Here is a 25,104-nt window from a genome sequence, read left to right as displayed (position 1 = left end):
TTATTTCTGCACACCGGCGGCGCACTGCTCGATGAACTGCTTGGCGACGCGGGGGCTGCGGCCTCCGGCCCGGATAGCAAAGGCCTCGGCCTTGGTCAGCAGCTGGTCGTGGGGCATCTCGATGCCGTGCTGCTTGGCCAGCTCGGTGAGGATGACTTCGAAGCGGGCTTTTTCGGGCCGCTGGAAGGTGACGGTGAGGCCGAAGCGGGCCGAGAGGCTCATCAGCTCCTGACGGGTGTCGGCCTCGTGGATGTCGTCACCCGAGCGGTCAGAGAGCGTCTCCTTGATGAGGTGGCGGCGGTTGGAGGTGGCGTAGACGGCGATGTTCTTGGCCCGTCCGCCTACGCTGCCCTCGAGGATGGCTTTCAGGGCCGCGAAGTTATCGTCGTTGGCCGTGAAGCTCAGGTCGTCGATGAAGAGGACGAACTTCAGCGGGTTCGCGGCCAGCTTGTCCATCAGGTCGGGGATCTGGTAGAGCTGATTCTTCTTGACCTCCACCAGCCGCAGGCCGTCGGCGGCAAACTCGTTGGCGATGGCCTTGACGGTGCTGGACTTTCCGGTACCGGCATCGCCGTAGAGCAGCACATTGTTGGCGGGCATTCCGGCCAACAGGGCGCGGGTGTTGGCGATGACCTTCTCCCGCTCCTGCTCATAGCCCGGCAGCTCGTCGAGGCGCTGGGGGTCGGGGTAGCGCACCGGCACCAGTTGTCCGTTCTCAACGGTAAAGACGTGGTGCTTGGCGAACATCCCATAGCCCTTTTTGCCTACCTCGCTCATCCGCTGGGCATAGGCGGCGCGGAGGTCGATGTCCTTCGTCTCCCACCGGGGCAGGAAGGGCAGCGGGTCGGCGGCGTCGGCAGCTTCCAGCAGACCGTCCAGCGTCAGGCCGCACAGCCGCTGCAAAAAGTCCAGCTCACCGTCCAGCGCCTTCTGAAGGACGGGCGGCACCTTGCTCACCGCTGCCTGCCGGACGCAGACCGTTTCGGCTTCGAGGACGGCGGCGGAGAGATATTCGCCGAAGTTGGTGGTGTGCTCGAAGAGGGCGGATTCAAAGGAGGCTGCAGCACCGCATACTGCCCCTGTGCTCCGGGGGGCTGCCGCCATCCGGTCGGTGAGGTCTACGAGCTTTGCGATGACGTCATCGTCCAGCAGTGCGCGGAAGATGACCAGCCCGTGGAGACGGGCGTTCCATTCGTTAAGATTCATAATGTATCCTCTTTTGTTATACAGTCTCTTGAAATGTGGCAAGGCTCTCCCTTTGGGAGAGCTGGCGCGGGAGCGCCTGAGAGGGCAGGCTTTGCACGATAGAGCCGCTGCACAGCGATCGAAAGCGGCTTTTGTCAGAGCGATGCTATCGCTGCGTCTATGCCTCTCGGCGAGCGACCTTGCCCTCTCCGTCACCTTTGGTGACACCTCTCCCAAGGGGAGAGGCTTTTGCTCGCGTGCGGGCCGCAGCCTGAAAATTAAGCGAGTACTCCCAAAGTATACAGCGATGTAAGTTCCTGCGCAAGATGGTGTTTAATTATCTTCATCTTTGCCGTGATTCACGTTACAAATCGTCGATTGACAACGGCCCGATTTATAGTATAATTGACCCAACAAATGCACAGATGGGAAAAAGTAACGCAGGATACCTGCTTTTCAGAGAGCTGCCGGGGGATGCAAGGCAGCAGGCAGACCATGCGCGAAATCCTCCCGGAGCAGCCTGCTGAAGGACGATTTATGGGACGTCTGCTAAGCAGCGCCGGTGGCAGCCGTTAGCGTGCAGGGCTTTGATGGAAGTCCGTGAGAGGGCGCAGTTGCGTCAACGAGAGTGGTACCGCAGAGAGCTTTTGGATTCATTCCGGGTCTTTGTCTCTTGGATAAGGGGACAGAGACCTTTTATTTATCAGGTGCTGCCCCCGGAGAAGCCGTTTTCCTCTAAGCGCTGCACGGGCAAGCTCCCTCGTCGTCCGGCGCACCCTGCTCACGGAAACAGCTTCTGAGCGTGTTGGGAAAAAAGTGTGTAAAGTGGAAATTGGAACGGAACAGGAGAAACTCACCATGCAGTTGAACGGTTCTCAAATCTTTGTGGAGGTGCTCTGTGAGCAGGGGGTGGACACCATCTTCGGCTACCCCGGCGGCGCAGTGCTGAACCTCTACGACGAGCTGTACAGAAATACCGACCGCATCACCCATGTGCTGACGGCCCACGAGCAGGGCGCGTCCCACGCGGCGGACGGCTACGCCCGCGCAACGGGCCGCACCGGCGTGGTGCTGGCCACCAGCGGCCCGGGCGCAACGAACCTCGTCACCGGCATCGCCACCGCTTACATGGACTCGGTGCCGATGGTAGCCTTCACCGGCAACGTGACCACGGATGGTCTGGGCAGTGACAGCTTTCAGGAGGCCTATATCGAGGGCATTACGATGCCCATCACCAAGCACAACTTCACGGTGCGCCGGGTCGAAGACCTCGCAGACACCATGCGCGCGGCCTTCCGCATCGCTCAGAGCGGCCGCAAAGGCCCGGTGCTGGTGGACATCCCGAAGGACATCACCGCTGCGGTGTGCGAGTTTACCCCGAAAAAGCCCGAACCCATCCGCACGGTGGTCACATTCGACGAGCAGCAGGTCAAGTGGGCGGCAGACATCATCAACGGTGCCCAGCGGCCTCTGGTCTACTTCGGCGGCGGCGTCCGCTCGGCGGCCAGCTGCCAGCCCCTGCGGGATCTGCTGAAAAAAGCGGAGATCCCCGCCACCCATACCCTGATGGCCGCAGGCGTCGTGCCCTACGGCGACCCGATGAACATCGGCATGGTGGGTATGCACGGCTGCTACACCTCGAACCGGGCCGTGGCAGACTGTGACGTCCTCATCGCGGTGGGCACCCGCTTCTCGGACCGTGTGGCCCTGAACCCCAAGACCTTCGCCAAGAATGCGACCATCATCCAGATCGACATCGACGCCAGCGAGCTTGGCAAAAACGTGGACGTGGACCTGTCCATCGTGGGCGATGCCGCCTATGTGCTGAACGCCATGCTGCCGCTGGTGGAAGAGAAAAAGCACCCCGACTGGATGAAGATGATCCACGAGTGGCAGGCGCAGGATTACCACCCGGTGTCCGACGCTTCCCGACTGATGCCCCATCAGGTCATCGGCGAGGTCTGCAACCAGTGCGGCCCCGAGGCCGTCTACGTCACCGACGTGGGCCAGCACCAGATGTGGGCAGCGCAGTACATCCGCCACACCAAGAGCCGCGGCTTCATCACCAGCGGCGGTCTGGGCACCATGGGCTTCGGCTACGGTGCGGCCATCGGCGCACAGATGGCACTGGGCCGTGACCAGCGGGTGGTCATGTTCACCGGCGACGGCTCCTTCCATATGAACCTCAACGAGGCTTGCACCGCCGTCAGCTACGAGCTGCCCATCATCACCGTCATTTTCAACAATCAGGTGCTTGGCATGGTGCGCCAGTGGCAGACCGCTTTCTACGGTAAGCGCTTTTCCCAGACCGACCCCCACCGCAAGACCAACTTCGTCAAGCTGGCCGAGGGCTTCGGCCTCAAGGGCTACCACTGCGAGAACCTCGCCCAGTTTCAGGAGGCTTTCGCCGACGCCCTCAAGCAGAAGGGGCCGACATGGATCGAGTGCATGATCGACAAGGACGAAAAAGTCCTGCCCATGATCCCCGGCGGCGGCGACATCAACGACATCATCATGAAATAAGGAGGACACAGCGACATGGAATCCAATCAGCGCAGGGTCATCAGCCTGCTGGTGGACAACCAGAGCGGCGTTCTGGCCCGGGTGTCCAGCCTGTTCTGCCGCAGAGGCTTCAACATCGACAGTCTGACCGTCTCGGCCACCAACGACCCCACGGTCAGCCGCATCACCGTATCCGTCTCGGGCACGGAGAAGGAGCTGCAGCAGCTCATCCTCCAGACCGAGCGGCTGGAAGTCACTCGTCAGGTCTTCGTGCTCAACGAGTCCACCGCCCTCGAGCGGGAGCTGCTCCTGCTCAAGGTCGTGGCGAACGTCACCAACCGCGCCGAGCTGCGGGAGATCGCCGGTATCTATAAAGCAAAGATCATCGACCTGTCGCCGGACAGCATGGTCTTTGAGCTGACGGGCCGCCCCGAGAAGATCGACGCCTTCCTGAAGCTCATGGCCGACTACCAGATCCTCGAGCAGTGCCGCACCGGCGTCACCGCCCTCGAGCGGGGCGGGATGCATCAGCATATGCAGAAGCCCTCGCAGGAAGTCCGGGCCGCGCAGTTCCCTCTGCCGGGCACGCGGTGCCATTAAAGCCCTCTCAGTCTGCTCCGCAGACAGCTCCCCCAAAGGGGGAGCCATTGGCAAACTTGCTTTTCCGCTCCCCAGTGAGCGAAAAATATACGATGCTTACATTTATCCTACACTGAAATAACGACATCAAAAGGAGAACACTATCATGGCGATCAAGAAATACTACGATTCCGACTGCAACCTCGGCGTGCTGGACGGCAAGACCGTTGCTGTCATCGGCTTCGGCAGTCAGGGCCACGCTCATTCCGAGAACCTCGCCGAGAGCGGCGTCAATGTCGTCGTCGGCCTGCGCAAGGGTTCCGCTCACTGGGAAAAGGCTTCGGAGTTCGCAGCAACGCACGAGAACTTCAAGGTCATGGAGGTCGAGGAGGCTGCCAAGGCAGGCGACGTCGTCATGATGCTGGTCCCCGATGAGCTGTGCGCTGACATCTACAACAAGCAGGTCGCTCCTTACATGACCGAGGGCAAGGCTCTGGCCTTCGCACACGGCTTCAACATCCACTTCAAGACCATCACCGCTCCGAAGAATGTCGACGTCATCATGATCGCTCCCAAAGGCCCCGGCCACATCGTCCGCCGCCTGTACACCGAGGGTGAGGGCTGCCCCTCTCTGATCTGCGTCGAGCAGGACTTCACCGGTAAGGCAAAGGACATCGCTCTGGCATACGCTTCCGGCATCGGTGCCGGCCGCGCAGGCATCCTCGAGACCACCTTCAAGGAGGAGACCGAGACCGACCTGTTCGGCGAGCAGGCAGTGCTTTGCGGCGGCGTCTGCGAGCTGATCCACGCAGGCTTCGACACGCTGGTCGAGGCTGGCTACGAGCCTGAGATGGCCTACTTCGAGACCTGCCACGAGATGAAGCTGATCGTTGACCTCATCAACGAGGGCGGCTTCTCCAAGATGCGCTACTCCATCTCCAACACCGCAGAGTACGGCGACTACCGCACCGGCAAGCGCCTCATCACCGCCGAGACCCGCAAGGAGATGAAGAAGGTCCTGACCGAGATCCAGGACGGCACCTTCGCTTCCGAGTTCCTGACCGAGATGAGCCCCAACGGCGGCCGCAAGGTCCACTTCCTCGCTCAGCGCCGCATGGAGGCCGAGCATCCCATCGAGAAGGTGGGCGCAGAGCTGCGCAGCATGATGAGCTGGCTGAAGAAGTAAGAAAATCAGCAAAACCTCTCCGTCAGCGCTGACGCGCTGCCACCTCCCCTAGCGAGGGGAGGCCTTGGCATATCGTAAAGCCTCATCTCTTCGCCAGAGGCTCCCCTCGGTAGGGAAGCTGTCTGCGAAGCAGACTGAGAGGTTGAGTTTTTGAGCGTCGGTTTTAGCAGAAAAGCTGCTGACTCCGGCGCTTTTTGCATCAGGAGGATAAAATGAGAAGTGACAACGTGACTAAAGGCTCGGAGCGCGCGCCCAACCGCAGCCTGTTTTACGCTTTGGGCTACACCCCGGAAGAGCTGGACCGCCCCCTTATCGGCGTGGTGAGCGCCTACAGCGAGATCGTCCCCGGCCACATGAATCTGGATAAGGTCGCCGAGGCCGTCAAGGCCGGTGTCCAGATGGCAGGCGGCACCCCCATCCTCATCCCGGCCATCGGCGTCTGCGACGGCATCGCCATGGGCCATGTGGGCATGAAGTACAGCCTCGCCTCCCGCGAGCTGATCTGCGACAGCGTGGAGACCATGCTGATGGCCCATCAGCTGGACGGTCTGGTGCTGGTGCCCAACTGCGATAAGATCGTCCCCGGTATGGTCATGGCCGCCGTCCGGATGGATGTGCCCGCCGTGGTCTGCTCCGGCGGCCCCATGCTGGCCGGTACTTACGGCGGCGAGGAGGTCAGCCTCTCCAAGATGTTCGAGGCCGTCGGTGCCTATAAGGCCGGCATGATCTCCGACGAGCAGCTGGAAGACTGCACCTGCAACTGCTGCCCCAGCTGCGGCAGCTGCTCCGGTATGTACACCGCCAACAGCATGAACTGCCTGTGCGAGGCCATCGGCATCGCCCTGCCCGGCAACGGCACCATCCCCGCCGTCTACTCCAAGCGCCTCCAGCTGGCAAAGCACGCCGGTATGGCCATCATGGAGATGGTAAAGAAGGGCATCACCGCCCGCCAGATCATCAACGAGCGCTCCATCCGCAACGCGCTGACCTGCGATATGGCGCTGGGCTGCTCCACCAACACCGTCCTCCACCTGCTGGCCATCGCCTACGAGGCCGGTGTGCCCATCGACCTGAAGCTCTTCAATGAGATCAGCGCCAAGACCCCGAACCTCTGCCATCTGGCTCCCGCAGGCCCCACCCATATGCCCGACCTCTACGCCGCTGGCGGCATCCCCGCCGTGCAGGCTGAGCTGGCCAAGAAGGGCCTGCTGGACCTCGACGTCCCCACCGTCACCGGTAAGACCCTCGGTGAGAACATCAAGGGTGCTCATATCCTGAACGACAAGGCCATCCGTCCCATCGAGGATCCGTATTCCCCGACCGGCGGCCTGCAGATCCTCTGGGGCAACATCGCCCCCGACGGCTGCGTCGTCAAGCGCAGCGCCGTCGCCCCCGAGATGCAGGAGCACTCCGGCCCGGCCCGCGTCTTCAACAGCGAGGAGACGGCCATCGCCGCCATCTATGCGGGCAAGATCGTCCCGGGCGACGTGGTGGTCATCCGCTACGAAGGCCCCAAGGGCGGCCCCGGTATGCGTGAGATGCTGAACCCCACCTCCGCGCTGGCCGGCATGAAGCTGGACAAGACCGTGGCCCTCATCACCGACGGCCGCTTCTCCGGCGCTTCCCGTGGCGCGGCCATCGGCCACGTCAGCCCGGAGGCCGCTTCCGGCGGCCCCATCGGCCTCATCGAGGAGGGCGATACCATCCACATCGACATCCCCAACGCCAGCATCACGCTGGAGGTTTCGGATGAGGTGTTGGCCGAGCGCAAGGCCAAGTACGTCGCCCCCGAACCCAACATCAAGACCGGCTGGCTGTCCCGCTACGCCCGCATGGTCACCAGTGCAAACCTCGGCGCAGTGCTGAAGTAAGCACGCCGTAGAACCAGACAGCTACAGAAAAAGCGCCCTGCCGATGACCCGGCAGGGCGCTTTGGTCTGCTATGATATTCCAGCTTACTTGGTGCCGTAGATACGGTCGCCTGCGTCGCCCAGACCGGGGACGATGTAGCCGTTCTCGTTCAGGTGGTCGTCCTGTGCGCCGAGGTAGATGTCCACGTCGGGGTGTGCCTCGTGCAGGGCCTTGATGCCTTCGGGAGCAGCGATGAGGCCGATGAACTTGATGCGCTTTGCGCCGTGCTTCTTGATCTGGGTGATGGCGTCGATGGCGCTGCCGCCGGTCGCCAGCATCGGGTCAAGCACCAGAACGTCGCGCTCGGCGATGTCCTGCGGCAGCTTGCAGAAGTACTCTACGGGCTGCAGGGTGGTCTCGTCGCGGTAGAGGCCGATGAAGCCCACCTTTGCAGCGGGCAGCAGGGTCAGCATACCGTCCAGCATACCCATGCCGGCGCGGAGGATGGGCACCAGAGCCAGCTTGCGGCCTGCGAGGACCTTGGTCTTTGCCATCGTGATGGGAGTCTCGATCTCCACCTCTTCCAGAGGCAGGTCACGGGTAGCCTCGTAGCACAGCAGGGTTGCGATCTCGCCCACGAGGTCACGGAACTCCTTGGTGCCGGTCTGCTTGTTGCGCAGAATGCTCAGTTTGTGCTGCAGCAGCGGATGCTCAACGATCATAGGGGTCATAATACACGCTCCTTATATTGTGAATAAAAATATGGAACACGAAGGGATAACCTCTCAGTCTCGCTCGCGCTCGACAAGGCCGGGACGGAGAGGTTAACGGTTTTCAATGGCCATCAGCTTGGCGATGCGCTTTTCGTGGCGGCCGCCCTCGAACTCGGTGTTGAGAAAGAGATCTACCAGCTGGCAGGCGAGGCCGGGGCCGACGACGCGGCCGCCCATGCACAGGGCGTTCGCGTCGTTGTGGCGGCGGGTATACTCACAGCTGAAGCTGTCAGAGCAGCAGCAGGCGCGGATGCCCTTGACCTTGTTGGCCGCCATGCTGATGCCCACGCCGGTGCCGCAGAAGAGCAGCGCCTTGCTGCACTGGCCGCTCACCACAGCGTCGCAGGCGGGCAGGGCCATGTCGGGGTAGTCCACACTGGCGGTGCTGTGGGTGCCGAAATCGATGTATTCCAGCCCCAGCTCGTCCAAATGTGCCTTGACGGCCTCTTTCAGTTCAAATCCGCCGTGGTCGGCGGCAAGTGCGATGGGTTTTGCCATTGGTGTCAATCCTTTCCCTTTGCAGTATCTTCGGGTGTTTCGGTACGGGCGGCCTCTGCGGCCAGACGCTCGGCCCGCTCCCGCTCGGCCTGACTCAGCCGGTGGTAGTCCGGCAGCAGGGCCTCGGGCAGGACGGCTTCGCCCCGCTGGGCCATCTGCTTTGCCACATAGGCCACCGCAGCGGCGCGGCCATTGCGGAGGGCCGGGGGCACGCAGAGCACGCCCGGGACGCCGCTGTATTTATTATAGCACAGAGCCGCGCCATCACCAACAAAAAACAGGGGCTTTTTGCAATTTTCTACGAACTCTGCAAGGTCTGCCACGGCCCGGGCGTCGTCGTCCAGCAGGCGCTCATGGGTCTCGAGGTCAAAGGCGGCGCTGTATACCTGCGCGCGGCGGGCGTCCAGTGCACAGAGCACGGTGCCGCTGCCGGTGTGGGCCGCTGCCAGCGCTTCCAGCGTGGACACCGGGGCGCAGAGGGTCTCCCGGGGGAAGGCCAGCCCCTTGACCGCCGCCAGTCCGATGCGCAGCCCGGTGAAGCTGCCGGGGCCTGCATTGACGCCGTAGAGGTCGATGTCCCCGCAGCCCATGCCGCAGAGGCTGAGGCAATGATCGACGAGGGGCATCAGGGTCTCACTGTGGGTCATGCCCGCGTCGAGATAGCATTCGTAGAGCAGGCGGTCATCCTGCAGCAGGGCCACGCCCAGCGTCTTGCCCGCCGTATCCACGGCTAAGATGTTCATACTTCTGCCCCCTCGATGGTGATGCGGCGGGTGGTGTCGTCCACACGCTCGATGTTGATGCGGATGGGGTCTTCCAGTGCCAGCAGGTCGGCGAAGTTCTCGCTCCACTCTGCCGCCACCACAGCACCCTCATCCAGATAGTCGTAGAAACCGGCCGCGCACAGGTCGTTCTCCGTAGAGATGCGGTACAGGTCAAAGTGCGCGAAGGGCCGCGGCCCGCGGTAATAATTCACGATGGCGAAGGTGGGGCTGCTGACCGGGTCGGTACAGCCGAGGCCCTTGGCCAGACCCTCACAGAAGGCCGTCTTGCCCGCGCCAAGCCCGCCGGTGAAGGCGATGAGCGCGCCGGGTGCAAGATGCTGTGCCAGCCGCTCGCCCAGCGCCACCGTCTCCTCGCGGGAGTGGGTGATAAATTCAGACATGGGTATCCTACCTCATATGTTCCGATGTAAAAAAGGGATGGCATATCACTGCCATCCCTTAGTATAAACGATTTTCATCAAAAGTGCAACGCTCAGGCGGCACGATCCAGAACTTCTCCGATGATGTCGTCCACGGTGATCTCGTCCGCACGCTGGGCCAACGAGTAGTTGGTCGGCACGTTCAGGCGGGCGTTTGGGTCGCCGTAGAGCACCAGATAGGCCGCTGCGGCGTGGGGGCGGCGGCCGCCCTGCTCGGTGTACCAGATGATGTCGTTCTCGCCGTAGGTGTCCTTGGCGTGGGTCACGGCCCCGCCGATGGTCATTCCCATGCCGAGATGGTTGACGGTGTCCCAGAGCATACTGCGGGAGTAGACGGTGTAGACGTTGTTCACATAGCCCAGCACAGCCCGTGCGCCTCCAGCCAGCAGAGCCTCGGCCATCGACTCGTCCACGCTGCCCGTGACGCCCAGAAACTCGCAGGTCTCGGAGTAGACGATGGTGCTGCTGAGCTGGCCAGCGCGGTAAGCATTGCGGAAGAAATCCGCTGTGGCGCAGTAGAGGCCGTTCATCTTGATGACCCGGTGGGACAGCAGCTCGAAGCTGTAGATGATGTCCTTATAAAATGTGGACTCCTCCGTCAGCAGGATGATGGGTTCGGTGCGGGTGCGCTTCCAGAGGGCACCGTAGCTGTAGGTGTAATAGGCACCGTGGGCGCTCAGGATGCACAGGTCGTACCGGTCCATCCGGCGCAGGTCAGCCAGCGTCACCCGGGTGTTCATGGTCGTGCGGATGCCCATGCCCTCCCAGAAGCCCTGCATATAGGAATAATAGGGGAAGCGGGAGCTGTTCACCGTGTTGTCAAAGGCGTAGTAAATGGCAGCGCGGCCAATGGTGTCGGGCAGGGCGTTTTCGTCGCTCTGCCGGGCGTTCTGCCGGGCCGCTGCAGCCTCCCGGACGTCCTCCGTCAGGGGCATCTCCGCACAGGGGGAGGCCTCGGCGAGGCCGCGCGGGGGGCGCAGGCCGTTCTCCCCGGCGTCAAGGGTCATCTCCTCCAGCTCGTCGGCGGGGGTGAACAGGATACCGCCCAGCACGCCGCAGCTGTAGGTGAAGCTGACGATGCCGTTCTCCTCATCGGTGCGGATGGAGCTGCGCCGCACCAGCCCTTTCCGGGCCAGCCCGTCCAGCTCATCCAGAGCCGCAGCGCGCCGCTGTTCCCGGGACATCTGCTCGTATTCTTCGCTGCCGGTGAGGGCTGTGACAGCGGCGTCCGCCTGCTGCATCTGGGCGGCATCGTCGGCAGTGAGGGTGGTCTTTGCCTCAGCCTGTGCCTCGTCCGTCCCCTCGGCTGCCCACGCAGCAGGGGCCAGAACGGCCGTCAGCACCAGTGCCAGTGCGCAGACCGCGCACAAAAATCGATGGCGTTGTTCCTTCATATATAATATTTGTTCCTCCAAGAACGCCGGACAGCGGCCATCTGCCGCCCCGGTATGTCTCATTGTAGAGGCCCGGTCTGCCTTTGTCAAGCGTTCTGCGCCGATTTTGCAAAGCTGTCACAACCGGCCATCTTGCGCCCCCTCTCTGCCTGCTGTATAATAAAGCAGAGGGATATTGCGCCCGGCTGTGAGGCGGGACTTTTGAGATACCAGAAAGGTGGTGCTTTTTTGGAAAGCATTCAGCGATATTGGAAGCGGACGGACAAGGTCTATCTTCTGCTCTGCCTGTTCAGCAGCGGGATGGCCGTGCTGGCACTGGCATCGTGGGCCGCAAAGCAGGGAAACGGCTTCGCCGTAGATGGCCTGACCGGTCAGATCACCGGCATCGGCGACTACCGCCGGGCCATGGTGCAGGCGGGCGCGTCCGCCATCGGCATCGTGGTGGCCATCCTCCTGTCCAACATCGACTACCGCAGCCTCGTCAATGTCTGGCCCGTCCATGTGGCTCTTACGTGGGGCCTCGTGCTGCCCACGCTGGTCATCCGCAACGTGAGCATCGGCCCGCTGACCATCGGCTACAACGCAGGCGACACCGACAACTACTCGTGGTATAAGCTGGGCGGCTTCACCTTCCAGCCCACTGAGCTGGCGAAGATCAGCTTCATCCTCACCTTTGCCATGCACCTGAACAACGTCCGCAGCCGGCTCAACGAGCCGAAGGAGCTGGGCAAGCTGCTGCTCCACCTCTTTGTGCCCATCGCCATCATCCACATTCAGGGCGATGACGGTACGGCCATCATCTACGGCATCATCGGCTGCTGTATGCTGTTTGCAGCCGGTCTGAGCTGGAAGTATATCATCGGGGCGGCGTCCGCCCTCGCGGCGGCGATGGCCGTGGCCTTCGCCTTTTTCAGCGACAAGATCGGCAAAGGCTACCAGTGGTACCGCATCCTCGCGGTCATCGACCCCAACAATGAGACAGGCTGGGCACCCAGCGAGACGGTCTGGAAGAACATCATCTATCAGCAGCAGCGGGGCGAGATCGCCATCGGCTCGGGCGGCATCTTCGGCAACGGTTTTTTCGAGGGCCGCTACTACAGCGTCCCCAACGCCCACAACGACTTTATCCTTTGCTGGATCGGCAACGCGGCGGGCTTCGTAGGCTGCTGCGTGGTGCTGGGCGTCCTGCTGGCCATCATCATCAAGACCTTCGCCACCGGCGCAGGCAGCGAGGATATGCTGGGTTCCTTCATCTGCGCGGGCATCGGCGGCGCGCTCATGGCCCAGATCTTCGTCAATGTGGGGATGAACCTTCGGGTCCTGCCCGTCATCGGTGTCACCCTGCCCTTCTACTCGGCGGGCGGCAGCTCGGTGCTCATGCTGTATATCTGCGTGGGTCTGGTGCTGTCGGTGTATATGCACAACACGAAAAAGCTGTTTGGGTAACGCACTCGCAAAAAAAGCAGGCGCTGGTTCACAGTGCCTGCTTTTTCGCGCCCTTATTGCCCCAGAAGCCTTGTAATACGACGAAAGTCGTGATAAAATGTTCGAGTATTTTATCTATATTTCTTGACTTTTTCAGGAGGTCTCCATGAAGCGTAACTCTCTCTCTAAGCTGCTGCGCCGCATCGCCTGCGCGCTGGCGGCACTGGTCATCGCGCTGGCCGTCGCCGTGTTCGCCCTCTGGCACAACGAGCTGACGACCCTCGCCTCGTTCCAAAAGCTCTCCGACCGGGACGAAGCCCACCGCGACGGCGCGGTCTACCAGATCAACTTCTCGGGCGATTACTTCTTCGACGAGTTTCTGTCGCAGGGCGGCGCATCCAACGATGCGGAGCTGATCTCTTTCGTCACCCGGAGCATCACCAAAGGCATCATTCCCATGCACATCAAGACCAGCAGCATCGCCTGCTCGGCCTTTACGGCGGACACCCAGAGCGGCGACCGGGTCTTTGGCCGCAACTACGATTTCTCGGCCACCAATACGGCCATCGTCTATACGGACCCCGGCGAGGGCCGCCATGCCTCCTACTCCACCATCGACCTGAGCTTCCTCGGCCTCGACGCGGACAAGGACGTGGAGACCATCGGCCAGAAGCTCCTGACCCTCGCGGCTCCCTATGTGCCGCTGGACGGCATCAACGACGCAGGTGTGGCCTGCGGCATCTTCATGTCCTATCAGGGCGAGGGCAAGGGCACGCCCACCGATACCCAGACCGACAGGCCCGACATCACCTCCACCACCCTGCTCCGCCTCATTCTCGACTATGCGGACTCGGTAGAGGACGCCGTGGCGCTGGCCCAGCAGTACGACCTTCATGACTCGGCCAGCAGCTGCTTCCATTATATGGTCGCCGACTCCACCGGCCGCAGCGCCATCCTCGAGTGGGTGGGCACCGACGCAGACCACGACGCCGACGGCGCACAGCGCCAGCTGAACGTCCTCTGGAACGACACCGACGCCCTCTCGGATTCCGCCGACTGGCAGGTCGTGACCAACTTCATCAAGACCCCCGGCTACTACGACGGCACGACCGCAGAGAGGAAGGGCCTCGACCGCTACGAGCACCTCGCCGCAGCCCTGCGGGAGACGGACGGCATCGTAGCGGACAAGGACGCCGCAATGGACCTGCTGGCCTCGGTGGGACGCCGCACCTGGAACAACGACGACTCCAACAGCAACACCGTCCACAGCGTGGTCTACGACCTTACCGACAAGTCCGTCCTCTGGGTGGGCAATGAGCATTACGGCGAGGAGGCCTACACCTTCGAGTTCCAGCTGGGCAGATAAGGAGCCGCTTATCGGCGGCGCTTTAAGATCTCGTCCAGAATGGCGTCTGCCACATCGTCCTTGCTCATCAGGGGCAGCTCCCGTGCGCCGTCCGGGGTGATGAAGGTGACGACGTTGGTGTCCACGCCGAAGCCGGCACCGGCCACCTTCAGGTTGTTGGCCACCACCATGTCGAGGTTCTTCTTCTCGAGCTTGGCCGAGGAGTTGGCCAGCATATCCCGCGTCTCCATCGAGAAGCCGCAGAGGAACTGTCCCTTCTTTTTGGGGCCGATGGTGCCGAGGATGTCGGGCGTCCGCTCCACGGCGATGGAGAGGTCGCCGTCCTTCTTCTTGATCTTGTCGTCGGCCACGGCGGCGGGACGGTAGTCGGCCACGGCAGCGGCCATGACCAGCACGTCCATCTCGTCAAAGCGGCTCGTCACGGCCTCGTACATCTGCTGGGCCGTCGTGATGGGCACATCCTCCGTGAACCGCACCGGCTGCAGGGCCGTGGGGCCGTGGATGAGGGTGACGGCTGCGCCCCGCATCGCGGCGGCGCGGGCCACGGCGTAGCCCATCTTGCCGGTGGAGTGGTTGGTCAGGTAGCGCACAGGGTCCAGCGGCTCCTGCGTGGGTCCGGCGGTGACAGCGATGCGCAGACCGGCCAGATCCTTCGGCTTTGCAATGGCCCGGAAGATATAGTCCAGCAGGACGTCCTCCTTCGGCAGGCGGCCGCTGCCCACATCCTTGCAGGCCAGCACGCCGCTCTCGGAGGGGATGACCGTGAAGCCGTAGCGCTCCAGCGTGGAGATGTTGTCCTGCGTGATGGGATTCTCCAGCATCCCGGTGTTCATGGCGGGGGAGACCAGCTTTGGGCACTTCGCAGCCAGCACCACCGTGGTGAGCATATCGTCGGCGATGCCGTGGGCCATCTTGGCGATGACGTTGGCCGTGGCAGGGGCCACAAGGATGACGTCGGCCTTCTTTGCCAGCGAGATGTGGGTGACTTCGAACTTGAAATCACGGTCAAAGGTGTCCACCATGCACTTGTGGCCCGTCAGGGTCTCGAACGTGATGGGGGTGATGAACTGGGTGGCGTTTTTGGTCATGATGACCTCCACGTCGGCCCCCAGCTTGCGCAGTGCGCTGGCCACGTTGGCCATTTTATAGGCGGCGATGCCGCCGCTGACGCCCAAAAGGACGCATTTTCCCTTCAGATCCATCCAGATGCCTCCTATAAACAGGGATGATATAGCTACAGTATAATGCAAAAACGCTCAGAGCACAACAAAATCTTTGGTTGGGGTTGTATCTTGGCTCAAAATGCGGTAAAATACAGCTTGACTTATCAATAGAAAATCTCTCCGTCGGCGCAGACGTATGCAGGCCTCTCCCAAAGGGGGAGCCTTTCAGGGAGAGGTTCGACCCTACGAGGAACTGAATTATGATTTTAGCCATTGATATAGGCAACACCACCGTCGCCCTTGGGGGCATCCGGGACGGACGTGTATGCTTTGTGGCCCACATGGACACGGTGCGCACCCGCACGGCGGCGGAGTACCGCGCCGAGATGGAAAAGGTGTTCGCCCACCGGAGGCATCCGGAAAAGCCCATCCGCTTCGAGGGCGCTGTCCTCACCAGCGTCGTCCCCCAGATCACGGGGGCGCTGGCCGAGTGCGCCCGCTACTACACCGGCAAAAAGCCGGTCATCGTTTCGCCCGACATCCGCACCGGACTGACGATGGGGGTGCCCGACCCCCACGCCGTCGGCAAAGACCGCCTCGTGGATGCGGCCTACGCGGCGGCGAACTTCCCGCTGCCGGTGGTCACGGTAGACCTCGGCACCGCCACCACCTTCAACGTGGTGGATGAGGATAAGGTCTTCCGGGGCGGCGTCATCTGCCCCGGCCTTTCCACCGGTCTGCGGGCGCTGGGGGAGAGGTGCGCCCAGCTGCCACAGGTGCATCTTTCGTCCCCCAAAAGCGCCATCGGCGTCGATACCGAGAAGTGTATGCTTTCCGGCTCGGTGCTGGGTGCGGCTGTCCTGCTGGACGGCATCACCCAGCGCATCGAGGAGGAGCTGGGCCGTCCGGTCACGCTGGTGGTCACGGGCGGTCTGGCAAAGTACGTCATCCCCCTCTGCCGCCACCCGCTCACCTACGACCCTGAGCTGCTGCTGAAGGGGCTGGCCCTCCTGTATCAGCTCAATGCCCCCCAGCATGAGCACCGCCATGAGCCGCGGAACGAGGGAGAGCACCGTCGTCCCGGCCCCCGCCCGGCAGGACGCCGCCCCCACAGCGGCAGCAGTCCCCGCCGTCATGGCCGCAGCGGCCGCCGTCCCCGCCGGGACGGTGAGGCCAAGGCGGGCTAAGACTGAAAAGGAGAAACCTTATGATGAAATTAGGCATTCTCGGCGCAGGCATGATCGTCCGGGAGTTCCTGCCTTGGCTCACAGGGCCGGAAAGCCCCTTCAAGGTCGAGGCCCTCTGCAGCACTGAGCGGAGCGCTGAGGAGGCGCAGGCCCTCTGCGGTCAGTACGGCGTGGCCCGCCACACCACCCGCTACGACGAGCTGCTGAGCTGGGTAGACGTGGTGTATATCGCGGTGCCGAATATCCTGCACGTAAAATACACCCGTGCCGCCCTCGAGGCCGGACGCCATGTGATCGTGGAAAAGCCGATGGCTCCCACGGCGGCGCAGGCCGAAGAGCTGGCCGAGCTGGCCCGGAGCAAAAAGCTCTTCCTCTTCGAGGCCGTCACCACCCAGTATCAGGACAACTACGCCAAGCTCCGTGAGATGCTGCCCAAGGTGGGCGCTGTCACCATGGTGCAGTGCAATTTCAGCCAGTATTCCAGCCGGTATGACGATTTCTGCATCGGCAGGGTCTGGCCGTCTTTCGACCCGGCCTGTGCCGGCGGCGCGCTGATGGACCTCGGCGTCTACAACGTCAGCTATGTGGTGGGCCTTTTCGGCGCACCCAACAAAGTCCACTATGCGGCCAACATCGCCCGCGGCATCGACACCAGCGGCGTGCTGACGATGGAGTATCGCAGCTTCAAGGCCGTGAGCATCAACGCCAAGGACAGCAGCTCTCCGGCCCGGTACATCATTCAGGGCACCAAGGGCTATCTGCTCCAGAAATCCACCGCCAACTTCTGCGGCGGCGTCACCTTCCACCCCTATAAGGGCAGGGAAGAGCACTTCAACCTCAGCGCAGGCCGCCCCCGGCAGGCGGCAGAGTTCCACGCCATCGCCCGCGCCATCGAGAGCGGGGATCAGGAGCTGTGCAGCCGGATGCTGGACACCTCGGTGGCCGTCAGCCGGGTGCTGGAGACGGCCCGCCGCGACGCGGGCATCCGCTTCCCCAGCGAATTTTGATGCTATCCCCGGGAGTTCCCTGACACAACGACCGGTATATTTTAGATTCGATTCAACAAAAGACCCCGTGTGATTCACGGGCAGGTTTGCGCCGTATCCGATAGTTAAGGCGGAACGGCAGCAAGGAGGAAAACTGAATTATGAAAAACAACGATCTTCGCACCCTCACCCGGCTGGCACTGCTGGTCGCCATTGAGCTGGTCATGAAGGCCATCGGCCTCGGCAGTGTGCCCGTAGGCCCGCTTTACATGAGCTTTTTGACCCTGCCGATCGCTGTGGGGGCCATCACCATGGGTCCCGCAGCAGGTGCCATCCTCGGCGGCGTGTTCGGTGCGGTGAGCTTCTATGACGCTGTCACCGGCGCCTCTGCCATGACCGGCGCGCTGTTTCAGGTCAGCCCCGTCAACACCTTCATCCTCTGCGTGGGTATGCGTGTGCTGATGGGCGTGTGCGTCGGCCTCATCTTCAACGCCATCAAGGGCCTCGACAAGCCCGGTACCTGGAGCTACCTGATCAGCGCCATGTGCGCCCCGGCCCTCAACACCCTGTTCTTCATGGGCTACATCGTGCTGGCCTTCTACAGCTGCGATTACGTCCAGAACCTCGTGTCGGTCAAGGGTGCAGCCAACCCCCTGATGTTCGTCGTCCTGCTGGTCGGCGTGCAGGGCGTGGCCGAGTTCCTCGTGTCCGGCATTCTGGGCGGCATCGTCGCCCGTGCCGTTCGCAAGTTCCTGAAGTAACAGGCGGTGTCGGTCAGGGACGTCCGCTGATATAAAGTTTACAGGCCCCTCTCCCGGCAAAAATGCTGAGAGAGGGGCTTTTCTGTTGATTTTAGCCTACCAGTGCGGTATACTTATTCTACTTCAGTCAAAAGAAGGAGGCAGCAAAAATGCCCATCGGGCCAAGCAGACCCTTGCATCTAACAAAGCCGGAGTCCATCGACATCCGGCAGGCCGCGCGATATTTCGGCGCGCGGGGCGAGGCCGACAGCGCCACCCTCGCTCTTCTGGAACGGTGCGCTGCACCCCTTCTCGCCGCCGCCACCCCCCGGGCCGTCTGGCTTGAGGCCGATGTGGAGAGCCTTGCGCAGGTCGGCATCCTGAAGGGGGAGGACATCTTCCGCCACCTTGAGGGGTGCCGGGAGGCCCTGCTTCTGGCCGTGACCCTCGGCCCGGGCGCAGACAGCCAGATCCGCCGCGCCGGAGTAGGGGATATTGCTGCCGGTGTGGCCTCGGATGCCCTCGGCTCGGCGCTGGCCGAACAGGCCGCAGACGCCGCCGAGGCCGAGCTGCGGCAGTGGGCCGCAGGGCAGGACAGGTATCTCACGGGCCGCTTCTCGCCGGGCTATGGCGACTGGCCCATCGGGGTGCAGCCGCTGGTGGCGGCGGCGCTGGATACCGCCCGCCGAGTCGGGCTTTGCGTGACCGAAAACGACCTTATGACGCCCCGCAAGAGCGTGACCGCTCTGCTGGGGCTGAGCGACCACCCGGTGAAGGGACATCTCGCCGGGTGCGGCCACTGTGTGCTGAACACGCGGTGCGAATACAGAAAGAGGGGCAAGACCTGTGCAAGCGAATGAACTGTTTACCCAGCCCAACACCATCCTTCTGGACGGCGGTATGGGCACCATGCTGCAGGCAGCGGGCCTGAAGCTGGGCGCACGGCCCGAGGAGCTGAACATCACCGACCCGCAGCTCATCGAGAGCATCCACAGCCGCTACGCCGCCGCCGGAAGCCGAATCATCAACGCCAACACCTTCGGCGCGTCGGCCCACAAGCTGGCGGGCAGCGAGTACACGCTGGAAGAGATCATTGCGGCGGGCATCGCCAACTGCAAGCGGGCCTGCGCCCCCTACGGCGCGCTGGCGGCGCTGGACGTCGGCCCGCTGGGCGAGCTGCTGGAGCCCAACGGCACGCTGGCTTTTGAGGATGCCGTGGCCGAGTATGGCCGCATCGTCCGGGCCGGTGCGACTGCCGGGGCCGACCTTGTCTTCTTCGAGACCTTTACCGACCTCTACGAGCTGAAGGCCGCCCTGCTGGCCGCGAAAGAGAACTGCACGCTGCCCATCCTCGCCAGCATGAGCTTTGAGGCAGGCGGGCGCACCTTTACCGGCTGCACCGTCGAGAGCTTCGCCGTCACGGCCCGGGGCCTCGGCGCAGATGCCGTGGGCATCAACTGCTCCCTCGGCCCGAAGGAGATCTTCCCGATGGCGAAGCGTCTGGCCGAGGCCCTGCCCGGCGATTTCCCGGTCTTCGTCAAGCCCAACGCGGGCCTGCCCCGGGCCGACGGCAGCGGCTACGACATCACCCCCCAGCTCTTTGCCATGGAGATGAAGCCCTACCGGGAGCTGAAGCTCTTCGCGGCGGGCGGCTGCTGCGGCACCACCCCCGATTTCATCCGGCTGCTGAACGGCGTTTTCGCCGACTGCAGGCCGGGCCGGGCTGCCCACGCCATGCCCTCGGTGCTCTGCTCGCCGATGGATTTCGTCACGGTGGACGGCATCACCGTGGTGGGAGAGCGCATCAACCCCACCGGCAAAAAGCGGTTCCAGCAGGCCCTCCGCGAGGGAGATATGAACTACATCCTCGAGCAGGCCGTCAGCCAGTCCGAGGCCGGCGCACAGGTGCTGGACGTCAATGTGGGCGCTCCCGGTGTGGACGAGCCTGCCGTCATGGAGCAGGTGGTCAAGGCCCTGCAGAGCGTGGTGAGCCTGCCTTTGCAGCTGGATTCCTCTCACGCCGACGCCCTCGAGCGGGGCCTGCGGGTCTATAACGGCAAGCCCATCGTCAACTCGGTGAACGGCGAGACGGAGGTGTTGGAGCGAGTCCTGCCCCTCTGCAAAAAGTACGGCGCAGCCGTAGTGGGCCTCGCCATTGATGAGCGTGGCATCCAGCCCAGCGCCGACGCCCGCTTTGCGATCGCAAAGCGGATCGTGGATGCCGCGCTGGCTCATGGCATCCCCCGGGAGGACATCTACATCGACTGCCTCACCCTCACCGCCAGCGCCCAGCAGGAGGACGTTCTGGCCACCGTGGAGGCGCTGGCCCGCTGCAAGAAGGAGCTGGGCGTCCGCACCATCCTCGGCGTGTCCAACATCAGCTTCGGTCTGCCCTGCCGCCCCTACCTCAACACCGCCTTTCTGACCATGGCCATGTATGCGGGCCTCGACCTCGCCATCATGAACCCCTCCAGCGAGGAGATGATGGCGGCGGTCTACGCTTACAACGTCCTGACCAACCGGGACAGGCAGAGCACGGCCTACATTGCCCGCTATGCCGATAAAGTCCCCGCCAGCACCGCGCTGGCACAGGCCAGAACGGCGCAGGCGTCCCAGACAGCAGACGCACCGGCAGAGGCGGATGCGGCTCACAGCGGCCCCTTTGCCGCCCTCATGCAGGCGGTGGAAAAGGGCCTCAAGGGCGAGGCCGCTGCCCGTACCCACACTCTGCTGGACACCACCGAGCCGCTGACGCTGGTGGACGAGGCCCTCATCCCGGCGCTGGACGTGGTGGGCGAGAAGTACGAGAAGGGCAAGCTCTTCCTGCCCCAGCTGCTGCAGGCCGCCAGCGCCGCGCAGGCCGCCTTTGAGGAGATCAAGACCGCCATCGCCAAGCGGGGTGGGGCCGGAGCCAGCAAGGGCCGCATCGTCCTCGCCACCGTCAAGGGCGATGTCCACGACATCGGCAAAAACATCGTCCGGGTCATCCTCGAGAACTACGGCTTTGAGGTCATCGACCTTGGCCGTGATGTGCCGGTGGAGACGGTGGTGGATACCGTCCGGGAGAAGGATGTCCATCTCGTGGGCCTCTCGGCCCTGATGACCACCACCCTCAAGAGCATGGAGGAGACCATCGCGGCCCTCCGTGCGGCCAAGCTCGACTGCAAGGTCATGGTGGGCGGCGCTGTTCTGACGCCGGAGTACGCTGAGAAGATCGGCGCGGACTGGTACGCCAAGGACGCCAAGCAGAGCGCCGATATTGCCAAGAAATTCTTCGGAGAATCATAAGAAAACAGAAATGAGCCGGTGCATTCTGCACCGGCTCATTTCTGTTTTTGTTCGAACTACGCACGTACGTCCGTCAGAGGCATGATGCTCCCGGGCAGTGCGGCGAGGCAGGCCGGGGCGGCAGGCTCGGCCACCGACAGGGTCGTTTTGGAGACCTTCCACCACAGGCGGGAGCCGCCCGGCAGCCGGAAGATGAGGTTCCAGTCGAAGGGGTTCTCGCTGGCGGAGAGCAGCTCTACCGGCAGGGCGTTGAGGGCTTCGGCGGCACAGGGTGCGAGATCGTGGGCGCGGATGCCCACGGCAGTGCAGCCCTCCGGGACCTCAGCGGCCAGATGCAGCAGGCACTCGCAGCCTGTTAGACGGACGGTGTGGGCGTCCACCCGGGCGCAGGGCAGGATGTTTTTGCAGCCGGTGAGCCGGGCGGCGGCGGTACTGCGGGGGTCGGCGAAGACGGCCTTGGTCGTGCCGGTGCGGAGCACCCGCCCGCTGTCCATGACGATCATGTCCCGGCACAGGCGGTAGGCCTCGTCCCGGTTGTGGGTGACGAGGAGGGCCGTGCCCTCAAAGCCTGCCAGCAGGCTCCCCACCTCGCCCTCTACCTCCTCCCGGAGGTAGCTGTCCAGTGCGCTGAACGGTTCGTCCAGCATCAGGAGGCGGGGCCGGCCCACGAGGATGCGGGCCAGCGCGGTGCGCTGCTGCTGCCCGCCGGAAAGCTCGGCGGGGCGGCGGCCTGCCAGCTCTTCCAGCCGCATGGCCCGCAGCATTTCGGCGCAGCGGCCTTTGCGGGCGGCTCTGTCTTTTTCTGCGTTCAGGCCGCAGAGGATGTTCTGCTCCACGGTCATGTTCGGGAAGAGGGCGTAGTTTTGGAACAGCAGGCCCACGCCCCGCTGCTGGGGCGGCAGGTCGATGTGCTGCTCGCTGTCGAACAGCACCCGCCCATCCAGCAGGATGCGGCCCTTGTCGGGCTTCACGATGCCCGCGATGCAGCGCAGGGTCATGCTCTTGCCGCAGCCGGAGGCGCCCAGAATGGCCGTGGCAGTGTTCCCGGCGGTGAAGTCAGAGCGGAGGGTAAAGCCGTTCAGCTTTTTCTCGATGTGCACTTCCAGACTCATGGGCGTCCACCTGCTTTCTGCTTCTTTTCCAGCAGATTGACGGCCAGCAGCACCACCGCCGAGATGACGATGTCCACCAGCACCCACCGCATGGCCCCCAGCTCGTCGTTGGTGCGCCAGAGCTGGTAGACGGTAGTGGCAATGGTAGCCGTCCTGCCGGGGGTGTAGCCCGCGATCATGCTGGTAGCGCCGTACTCGCCCAGCGCCCGGGCAAAGGCCAGCACCGTACCGGCAAGGATGCCCTGCCGACAGCAGGGCATCCGCACCCGCCAGAAGATCCATGTGTTGGACTGTCCCAGCGTCTGGGCCGACCAGGCCAGCGTCTCATCGAAGCTCTCGAAGGCACCCCGGGCCGTGCGGTACATCAGCGGGAAGGCCACCACGATGGAGGCGAAGATGGCGCTGTACCAGTTCATGACCAGCTTGACGCCGAAATGCTCCAGAAAGAAGAGGCCCAGAGGACGCTTTGCACCGAAGAGCAGCAGAAGAAAATAGCCCACCACGGTAGGTGGCAGCACCATCGGCAGGGTGAGGATCACGTCCAGCACGCCCTTGACGGTGCGGGGCAGTTTTGCGATATAGTAAGCGGCAAAAATGCCGAGGAAGAACACCGCCGCGCAGCTGATGAGCGCGATGCGCAGGCTGTTCCATAAGGGATACCAGTCCATAAGTTTGTCCTCAAATATAAGCAGGCTTGCCCTCTCCGTCATTGCTTGCGCAATGCCACCTCTCCCAAGGGGAGAGGCTTTGCTTTCCCGCCACGCTTTAAGGCTCTCCCTTTGGGAGAGCTGGACGCGAAGCGGCCTGAGAGGGCAAGGATGCTCATAATTTACACCGCCGCAAATCCCACGCTCTCGAAGACCTGAGCGGCGGCATCGGTGCGCAGGTAGGCGAGGAAGGCCACGGCAGCGTCGGGGTGGGGAGCAGCCTTGAGGACGGCGGCGGGGTAGATGACCTGACCGCACATCTCGGCGGTGGCCTCGTCCACGGGGGCCAGACCGGCGCTGTATGCGTCGGTGCAGTAGACGACACCGGCGTCCACGCTGCCCTCGCTGATCTGGGTGGTGACTTCCTTGACGTTCGAGCCGTAGGTGATGACACCGGCAGCGGCCAGAGCAGCCTCGTCGAGGCTGTAGTAAGAGAGGATCTTCTGGGTGTACTGGCCCACGGGCACGTCGCTGTTGCCCATGCAGAACAGGATGTCCTCCGCCTTCAGGTGCTCGGCCAGAGCGTCGAAGCTGTCGATGCCCTTGTCGCTGCCCTCGGGCACGCAGAGGACGACCTTGTTTTCCAGCAGGTCCACGCGGGTGGCGGAGTCCACGAAGTCCAGACCGTCGGGGTTCACGTCGGCAGAGGCGGTGATGTCCAGCTGGTTCATCTGCTTCTGGCCGGCGGAGAGGAACAGGTCGCAGTCAGCACCCTCTTGGATCTGGGTCTTCAGTGTGCCGGAGGAATCGAAGTTGAAGCGGAAGGTCACGCCCGGGTTCTGGGCAGAGTACGTTTCGGCGATGGCGTTCAGGGTCTCGGTCAGGGAGGCGGCGGCGAAGACGATCAGCTCGACGGATTCGCCGGAAGCCTCGGAGGACGCAGCCTCAGAAGAAGCGGCTGCGGAGGAAGCGGTGCCGGACGCAGCGCCGCCGCAGGCGGTCAGGGCAGCAGCAGCGCCGACAGCGCCGGCCACAGCAAGAAAGTTACGGCGGGAGATGAGGTTGGTTTTCATGAATTTCTCCTTTTACTTCCGGGCACACTCGCCGTCCAGCCCGGCGGCGATGCGGACGCCGTGCTCAAGGCTGGGCAGGATGTACTCGAGGTTCTCCTTGACGGCCTTGGGGCTGCCGGGCAGGTTGACGATGAGCGTCTTGCCGCGCAATACGCTGGCGGCGCGGCTCAGCATCCCGCGGGGGGTGATGGACAGGCTGTGGTACCGCATGGCTTCGGCGATGCCGGGGGCGCTGCGGTCGGCCACAGCATAGGTGGCCTCCGGGGTGATGTCCCGGGGGGAGAAGCCGGTGCCGCCGGTGGTCAGGATGAGGTTCACCTGACGGCCGTCGGCCAGCCGGATGAGCTGGGCTTTCAGGGCCTTGGTCTCGTCGGGCAGGATCATGGTCTCCTCCACCACATAGCCTGCGGCGGTGAGCATCTCCACGATGAGGGGGCCGCTCTTGTCCTCCCGCTCGCCCCGGCTGCCCTTGTCGGACAGGGTGATGACGGCGGCCCGCAGGGGCGGGTCGGCTGCCGGGGGCAGAAGGGTCACTTCGTCGCCCACATGGATCTCGCCGCCCTCCAGCACCCGGGCGAACACGCCCTCCCGGGGCATGATGCACTCGCCGGTCTGCTGCTTGATGACGCAGTCGTTGTGGCACTCCTTGCCGATCTGGGTCATCTCCAGCACGACGCTGCCGATGGCAAACCGGCTGGTGACGGGCAGATTGCGGAAGTCGAAGCCCTCGATGACCAGATTTTCGCCAAAGGCGCCGTAGTCCACCCAGATCTTCTTGCGGAACGCCTCGATCTTCTCGGCGCTCAAAAGGCTTACCTGACGGTGCCAGCTGCCGCCGTGGGCGTCGCTGATGATGCCCCACTCCGGGGTCAGAACAGCGCTGGGCACCTCAGTTTTGACGGTGCCGCGCTTGGGGCTGGTGCAGATTGCCAGAAGTTTTCCCAT

The 25,104-nt window shown here is 63.3% G+C and carries 22 protein-coding genes and 1 other annotated feature; of the genes, 11 read left to right on the top strand and 11 right to left on the bottom strand.

Annotation, left to right across the window (positions count from 1 at the left end; all coding sequences use genetic code 11):
- On the bottom strand, nucleotides 1–1,206 hold the full coding sequence (locus MTP38_RS11385; RefSeq protein WP_249233625.1) for an ATP-binding protein: 1,206 nt from the start codon (nucleotides 1,204–1,206) through the stop codon (nucleotides 1–3).
- Between the two features lie 392 nt (nucleotides 1,207–1,598).
- Nucleotides 1,599–1,862: a binding site (T-box leader), on the top strand.
- A 181-nt stretch (nucleotides 1,863–2,043) separates the two neighbouring features.
- On the opposite strand from MTP38_RS11385, the gene ilvB reads away from it, so the two are divergent.
- The 4 genes from ilvB to ilvD all read left to right on the top strand — a co-directional run bounded on the left by ilvB (nucleotide 2,044) and on the right by ilvD (nucleotide 7,323).
- Nucleotides 2,044–3,708: a biosynthetic-type acetolactate synthase large subunit gene (ilvB, locus tag MTP38_RS11380; RefSeq protein ID WP_249233624.1), complete on the top strand. Its 1,665-nt coding sequence runs from the start codon at nucleotides 2,044–2,046 to the stop codon at nucleotides 3,706–3,708.
- A gap of 15 nt (nucleotides 3,709–3,723) precedes the next feature.
- Nucleotides 3,724–4,287: an acetolactate synthase small subunit gene (ilvN, locus tag MTP38_RS11375; RefSeq protein WP_249233623.1), complete on the top strand. Its 564-nt coding sequence runs from the start codon at nucleotides 3,724–3,726 to the stop codon at nucleotides 4,285–4,287.
- 145 nt (nucleotides 4,288–4,432) lie between these two features.
- Nucleotides 4,433–5,452 carry a ketol-acid reductoisomerase gene (gene ilvC, locus MTP38_RS11370; RefSeq protein WP_227621202.1) on the top strand — a complete coding sequence of 340 codons (1,020 nt, stop codon included), beginning with the start codon at nucleotides 4,433–4,435 and terminating at the stop codon, nucleotides 5,450–5,452.
- 212 nt (nucleotides 5,453–5,664) lie between these two features.
- Nucleotides 5,665–7,323, top strand: a complete 1,659-nt coding sequence (ilvD, locus tag MTP38_RS11365; RefSeq protein ID WP_227621203.1) for a dihydroxy-acid dehydratase — start codon at nucleotides 5,665–5,667, stop codon at nucleotides 7,321–7,323.
- 84 nt (nucleotides 7,324–7,407) lie between these two features.
- Here the strand turns inward: ilvD and upp are convergent, their stop codons facing one another.
- The 5 genes from upp to MTP38_RS11340 all read right to left on the bottom strand — a co-directional run bounded on the left by upp (nucleotide 7,408) and on the right by MTP38_RS11340 (nucleotide 11,172).
- Entirely contained in the window at nucleotides 7,408–8,034 is a 627-nt protein-coding gene (upp, locus tag MTP38_RS11360; protein ID WP_015565513.1) for a uracil phosphoribosyltransferase, read from the bottom strand.
- A gap of 93 nt (nucleotides 8,035–8,127) precedes the next feature.
- A complete protein-coding gene (gene rpiB / locus MTP38_RS11355) occupies nucleotides 8,128–8,574 on the bottom strand; it encodes a ribose 5-phosphate isomerase B (RefSeq protein ID WP_227621204.1) in 447 nt (148 codons plus the stop codon).
- A gap of 5 nt (nucleotides 8,575–8,579) precedes the next feature.
- Nucleotides 8,580–9,317, bottom strand: coding sequence for a tRNA (adenosine(37)-N6)-threonylcarbamoyltransferase complex dimerization subunit type 1 TsaB (gene tsaB / locus MTP38_RS11350; protein ID WP_227621205.1), 738 nt, complete (start codon nucleotides 9,315–9,317; stop codon nucleotides 8,580–8,582).
- Entirely contained in the window at nucleotides 9,314–9,739 is a 426-nt protein-coding gene (gene tsaE, locus MTP38_RS11345; protein WP_227621206.1) for a tRNA (adenosine(37)-N6)-threonylcarbamoyltransferase complex ATPase subunit type 1 TsaE, read from the bottom strand. Before tsaE ends, tsaB begins: the two co-directional genes overlap by 4 nt.
- A 92-nt stretch (nucleotides 9,740–9,831) precedes the next feature.
- Nucleotides 9,832–11,172: a C25 family cysteine peptidase gene (locus MTP38_RS11340; protein ID WP_249233622.1), complete on the bottom strand. Its 1,341-nt coding sequence runs from the start codon at nucleotides 11,170–11,172 to the stop codon at nucleotides 9,832–9,834.
- 228 nt (nucleotides 11,173–11,400) lie between these two features.
- On the opposite strand from MTP38_RS11340, the gene MTP38_RS11335 reads away from it, so the two are divergent.
- Entirely contained in the window at nucleotides 11,401–12,618 is a 1,218-nt protein-coding gene (locus tag MTP38_RS11335) for an FtsW/RodA/SpoVE family cell cycle protein (protein WP_249233621.1), read from the top strand.
- Nucleotides 12,619–12,763: 145 nt separating this feature from the next.
- Nucleotides 12,764–13,963 (top strand): carcinine hydrolase/isopenicillin-N N-acyltransferase family protein, encoded by a 1,200-nt coding sequence (locus MTP38_RS11330; protein ID WP_249233620.1) that lies wholly within the window; start codon nucleotides 12,764–12,766, stop codon nucleotides 13,961–13,963.
- An 8-nt stretch (nucleotides 13,964–13,971) separates the two neighbouring features.
- Here the strand turns inward: MTP38_RS11330 and coaBC are convergent, their stop codons facing one another.
- Entirely contained in the window at nucleotides 13,972–15,165 is a 1,194-nt protein-coding gene (gene coaBC / locus MTP38_RS11325) for a bifunctional phosphopantothenoylcysteine decarboxylase/phosphopantothenate--cysteine ligase CoaBC (RefSeq protein ID WP_227621210.1), read from the bottom strand.
- Nucleotides 15,166–15,386: 221 nt separating this feature from the next.
- Between coaBC and MTP38_RS11320 the strand changes: the two genes are divergently transcribed.
- The 5 genes from MTP38_RS11320 (at nucleotide 15,387) to MTP38_RS11300 (ending at nucleotide 21,327) form a co-directional block, all read left to right on the top strand.
- Nucleotides 15,387–16,313 (top strand): type III pantothenate kinase, encoded by a 927-nt coding sequence (locus MTP38_RS11320; RefSeq protein ID WP_227621211.1) that lies wholly within the window; start codon nucleotides 15,387–15,389, stop codon nucleotides 16,311–16,313.
- 20 nt (nucleotides 16,314–16,333) lie between these two features.
- Nucleotides 16,334–17,320, top strand: a complete 987-nt coding sequence (locus MTP38_RS11315) for a Gfo/Idh/MocA family protein (RefSeq protein WP_249233619.1) — start codon at nucleotides 16,334–16,336, stop codon at nucleotides 17,318–17,320.
- Between the two features lie 140 nt (nucleotides 17,321–17,460).
- Nucleotides 17,461–18,060, top strand: a complete 600-nt coding sequence (locus MTP38_RS11310) for an ECF transporter S component (protein WP_249233618.1) — start codon at nucleotides 17,461–17,463, stop codon at nucleotides 18,058–18,060.
- Nucleotides 18,061–18,209: 149 nt separating this feature from the next.
- Nucleotides 18,210–18,899 carry a methionine synthase gene (locus MTP38_RS11305; protein ID WP_227621214.1) on the top strand — a complete coding sequence of 230 codons (690 nt, stop codon included), beginning with the start codon at nucleotides 18,210–18,212 and terminating at the stop codon, nucleotides 18,897–18,899.
- Entirely contained in the window at nucleotides 18,886–21,327 is a 2,442-nt protein-coding gene (locus tag MTP38_RS11300) for a homocysteine S-methyltransferase family protein (RefSeq protein ID WP_256466378.1), read from the top strand. The genes MTP38_RS11305 and MTP38_RS11300 overlap by 14 nt, the downstream gene beginning before the upstream one ends.
- 56 nt (nucleotides 21,328–21,383) lie before the next feature.
- On the opposite strand, the gene MTP38_RS11295 is transcribed toward MTP38_RS11300, so the two are convergent.
- The 4 genes from MTP38_RS11295 to MTP38_RS11280 form a co-directional block, all read right to left on the bottom strand.
- Nucleotides 21,384–22,439, bottom strand: a complete 1,056-nt coding sequence (locus MTP38_RS11295; protein WP_249233617.1) for a sulfate/molybdate ABC transporter ATP-binding protein — start codon at nucleotides 22,437–22,439, stop codon at nucleotides 21,384–21,386.
- Nucleotides 22,436–23,107: a molybdate ABC transporter permease subunit gene (gene modB, locus MTP38_RS11290; RefSeq protein ID WP_249233616.1), complete on the bottom strand. Its 672-nt coding sequence runs from the start codon at nucleotides 23,105–23,107 to the stop codon at nucleotides 22,436–22,438. The genes MTP38_RS11295 and modB overlap by 4 nt, the downstream gene beginning before the upstream one ends.
- Before the next feature lie 161 nt (nucleotides 23,108–23,268).
- Nucleotides 23,269–24,159 (bottom strand): molybdate ABC transporter substrate-binding protein, encoded by an 891-nt coding sequence (gene modA / locus MTP38_RS11285; protein ID WP_249233615.1) that lies wholly within the window; start codon nucleotides 24,157–24,159, stop codon nucleotides 23,269–23,271.
- 12 nt (nucleotides 24,160–24,171) lie between these two features.
- A complete protein-coding gene (locus MTP38_RS11280; RefSeq protein ID WP_249233614.1) occupies nucleotides 24,172–25,104 on the bottom strand; it encodes an MOSC domain-containing protein in 933 nt (310 codons plus the stop codon).

Origin of the sequence: Faecalibacterium sp. I3-3-89 (assembly GCF_023347275.1) — a bacterium.
GTDB lineage: Bacteria > Bacillota > Clostridia > Oscillospirales > Ruminococcaceae > Faecalibacterium > Faecalibacterium butyricigenerans.
This window is presented reverse-complemented; position numbering and strand designations above follow the sequence as displayed.

Coding starts and splice junctions, on each gene's coding strand:
- rpiB (WP_227621204.1), bottom strand. CDS start 8,574: ATGGCAAAACCCATCGCACTTGCCGCCGACCACGGCGGATTTGAACTG.
- MTP38_RS11330 (WP_249233620.1), top strand. CDS start 12,764: ATGAAGCGTAACTCTCTCTCTAAGCTGCTGCGCCGCATCGCCTGCGCG.
- ilvD (WP_227621203.1), top strand. CDS start 5,665: ATGAGAAGTGACAACGTGACTAAAGGCTCGGAGCGCGCGCCCAACCGC.
- tsaB (WP_227621205.1), bottom strand. CDS start 9,317: ATGAACATCTTAGCCGTGGATACGGCGGGCAAGACGCTGGGCGTGGCC.
- MTP38_RS11305 (WP_227621214.1), top strand. CDS start 18,210: ATGCCCATCGGGCCAAGCAGACCCTTGCATCTAACAAAGCCGGAGTCC.
- coaBC (WP_227621210.1), bottom strand. CDS start 15,165: ATGGATCTGAAGGGAAAATGCGTCCTTTTGGGCGTCAGCGGCGGCATC.
- MTP38_RS11310 (WP_249233618.1), top strand. CDS start 17,461: ATGAAAAACAACGATCTTCGCACCCTCACCCGGCTGGCACTGCTGGTC.
- MTP38_RS11295 (WP_249233617.1), bottom strand. CDS start 22,439: ATGAGTCTGGAAGTGCACATCGAGAAAAAGCTGAACGGCTTTACCCTC.
- ilvN (WP_249233623.1), top strand. CDS start 3,724: ATGGAATCCAATCAGCGCAGGGTCATCAGCCTGCTGGTGGACAACCAG.
- ilvC (WP_227621202.1), top strand. CDS start 4,433: ATGGCGATCAAGAAATACTACGATTCCGACTGCAACCTCGGCGTGCTG.
- ilvB (WP_249233624.1), top strand. CDS start 2,044: ATGCAGTTGAACGGTTCTCAAATCTTTGTGGAGGTGCTCTGTGAGCAG.
- modA (WP_249233615.1), bottom strand. CDS start 24,159: ATGAAAACCAACCTCATCTCCCGCCGTAACTTTCTTGCTGTGGCCGGC.
- upp (WP_015565513.1), bottom strand. CDS start 8,034: ATGACCCCTATGATCGTTGAGCATCCGCTGCTGCAGCACAAACTGAGC.
- MTP38_RS11320 (WP_227621211.1), top strand. CDS start 15,387: ATGATTTTAGCCATTGATATAGGCAACACCACCGTCGCCCTTGGGGGC.
- tsaE (WP_227621206.1), bottom strand. CDS start 9,739: ATGTCTGAATTTATCACCCACTCCCGCGAGGAGACGGTGGCGCTGGGC.
- MTP38_RS11385 (WP_249233625.1), bottom strand. CDS start 1,206: ATGAATCTTAACGAATGGAACGCCCGTCTCCACGGGCTGGTCATCTTC.
- modB (WP_249233616.1), bottom strand. CDS start 23,107: ATGGACTGGTATCCCTTATGGAACAGCCTGCGCATCGCGCTCATCAGC.
- MTP38_RS11280 (WP_249233614.1), bottom strand. CDS start 25,104: ATGGGAAAACTTCTGGCAATCTGCACCAGCCCCAAGCGCGGCACCGTC.
- MTP38_RS11340 (WP_249233622.1), bottom strand. CDS start 11,172: ATGAAGGAACAACGCCATCGATTTTTGTGCGCGGTCTGCGCACTGGCA.
- MTP38_RS11315 (WP_249233619.1), top strand. CDS start 16,334: ATGATGAAATTAGGCATTCTCGGCGCAGGCATGATCGTCCGGGAGTTC.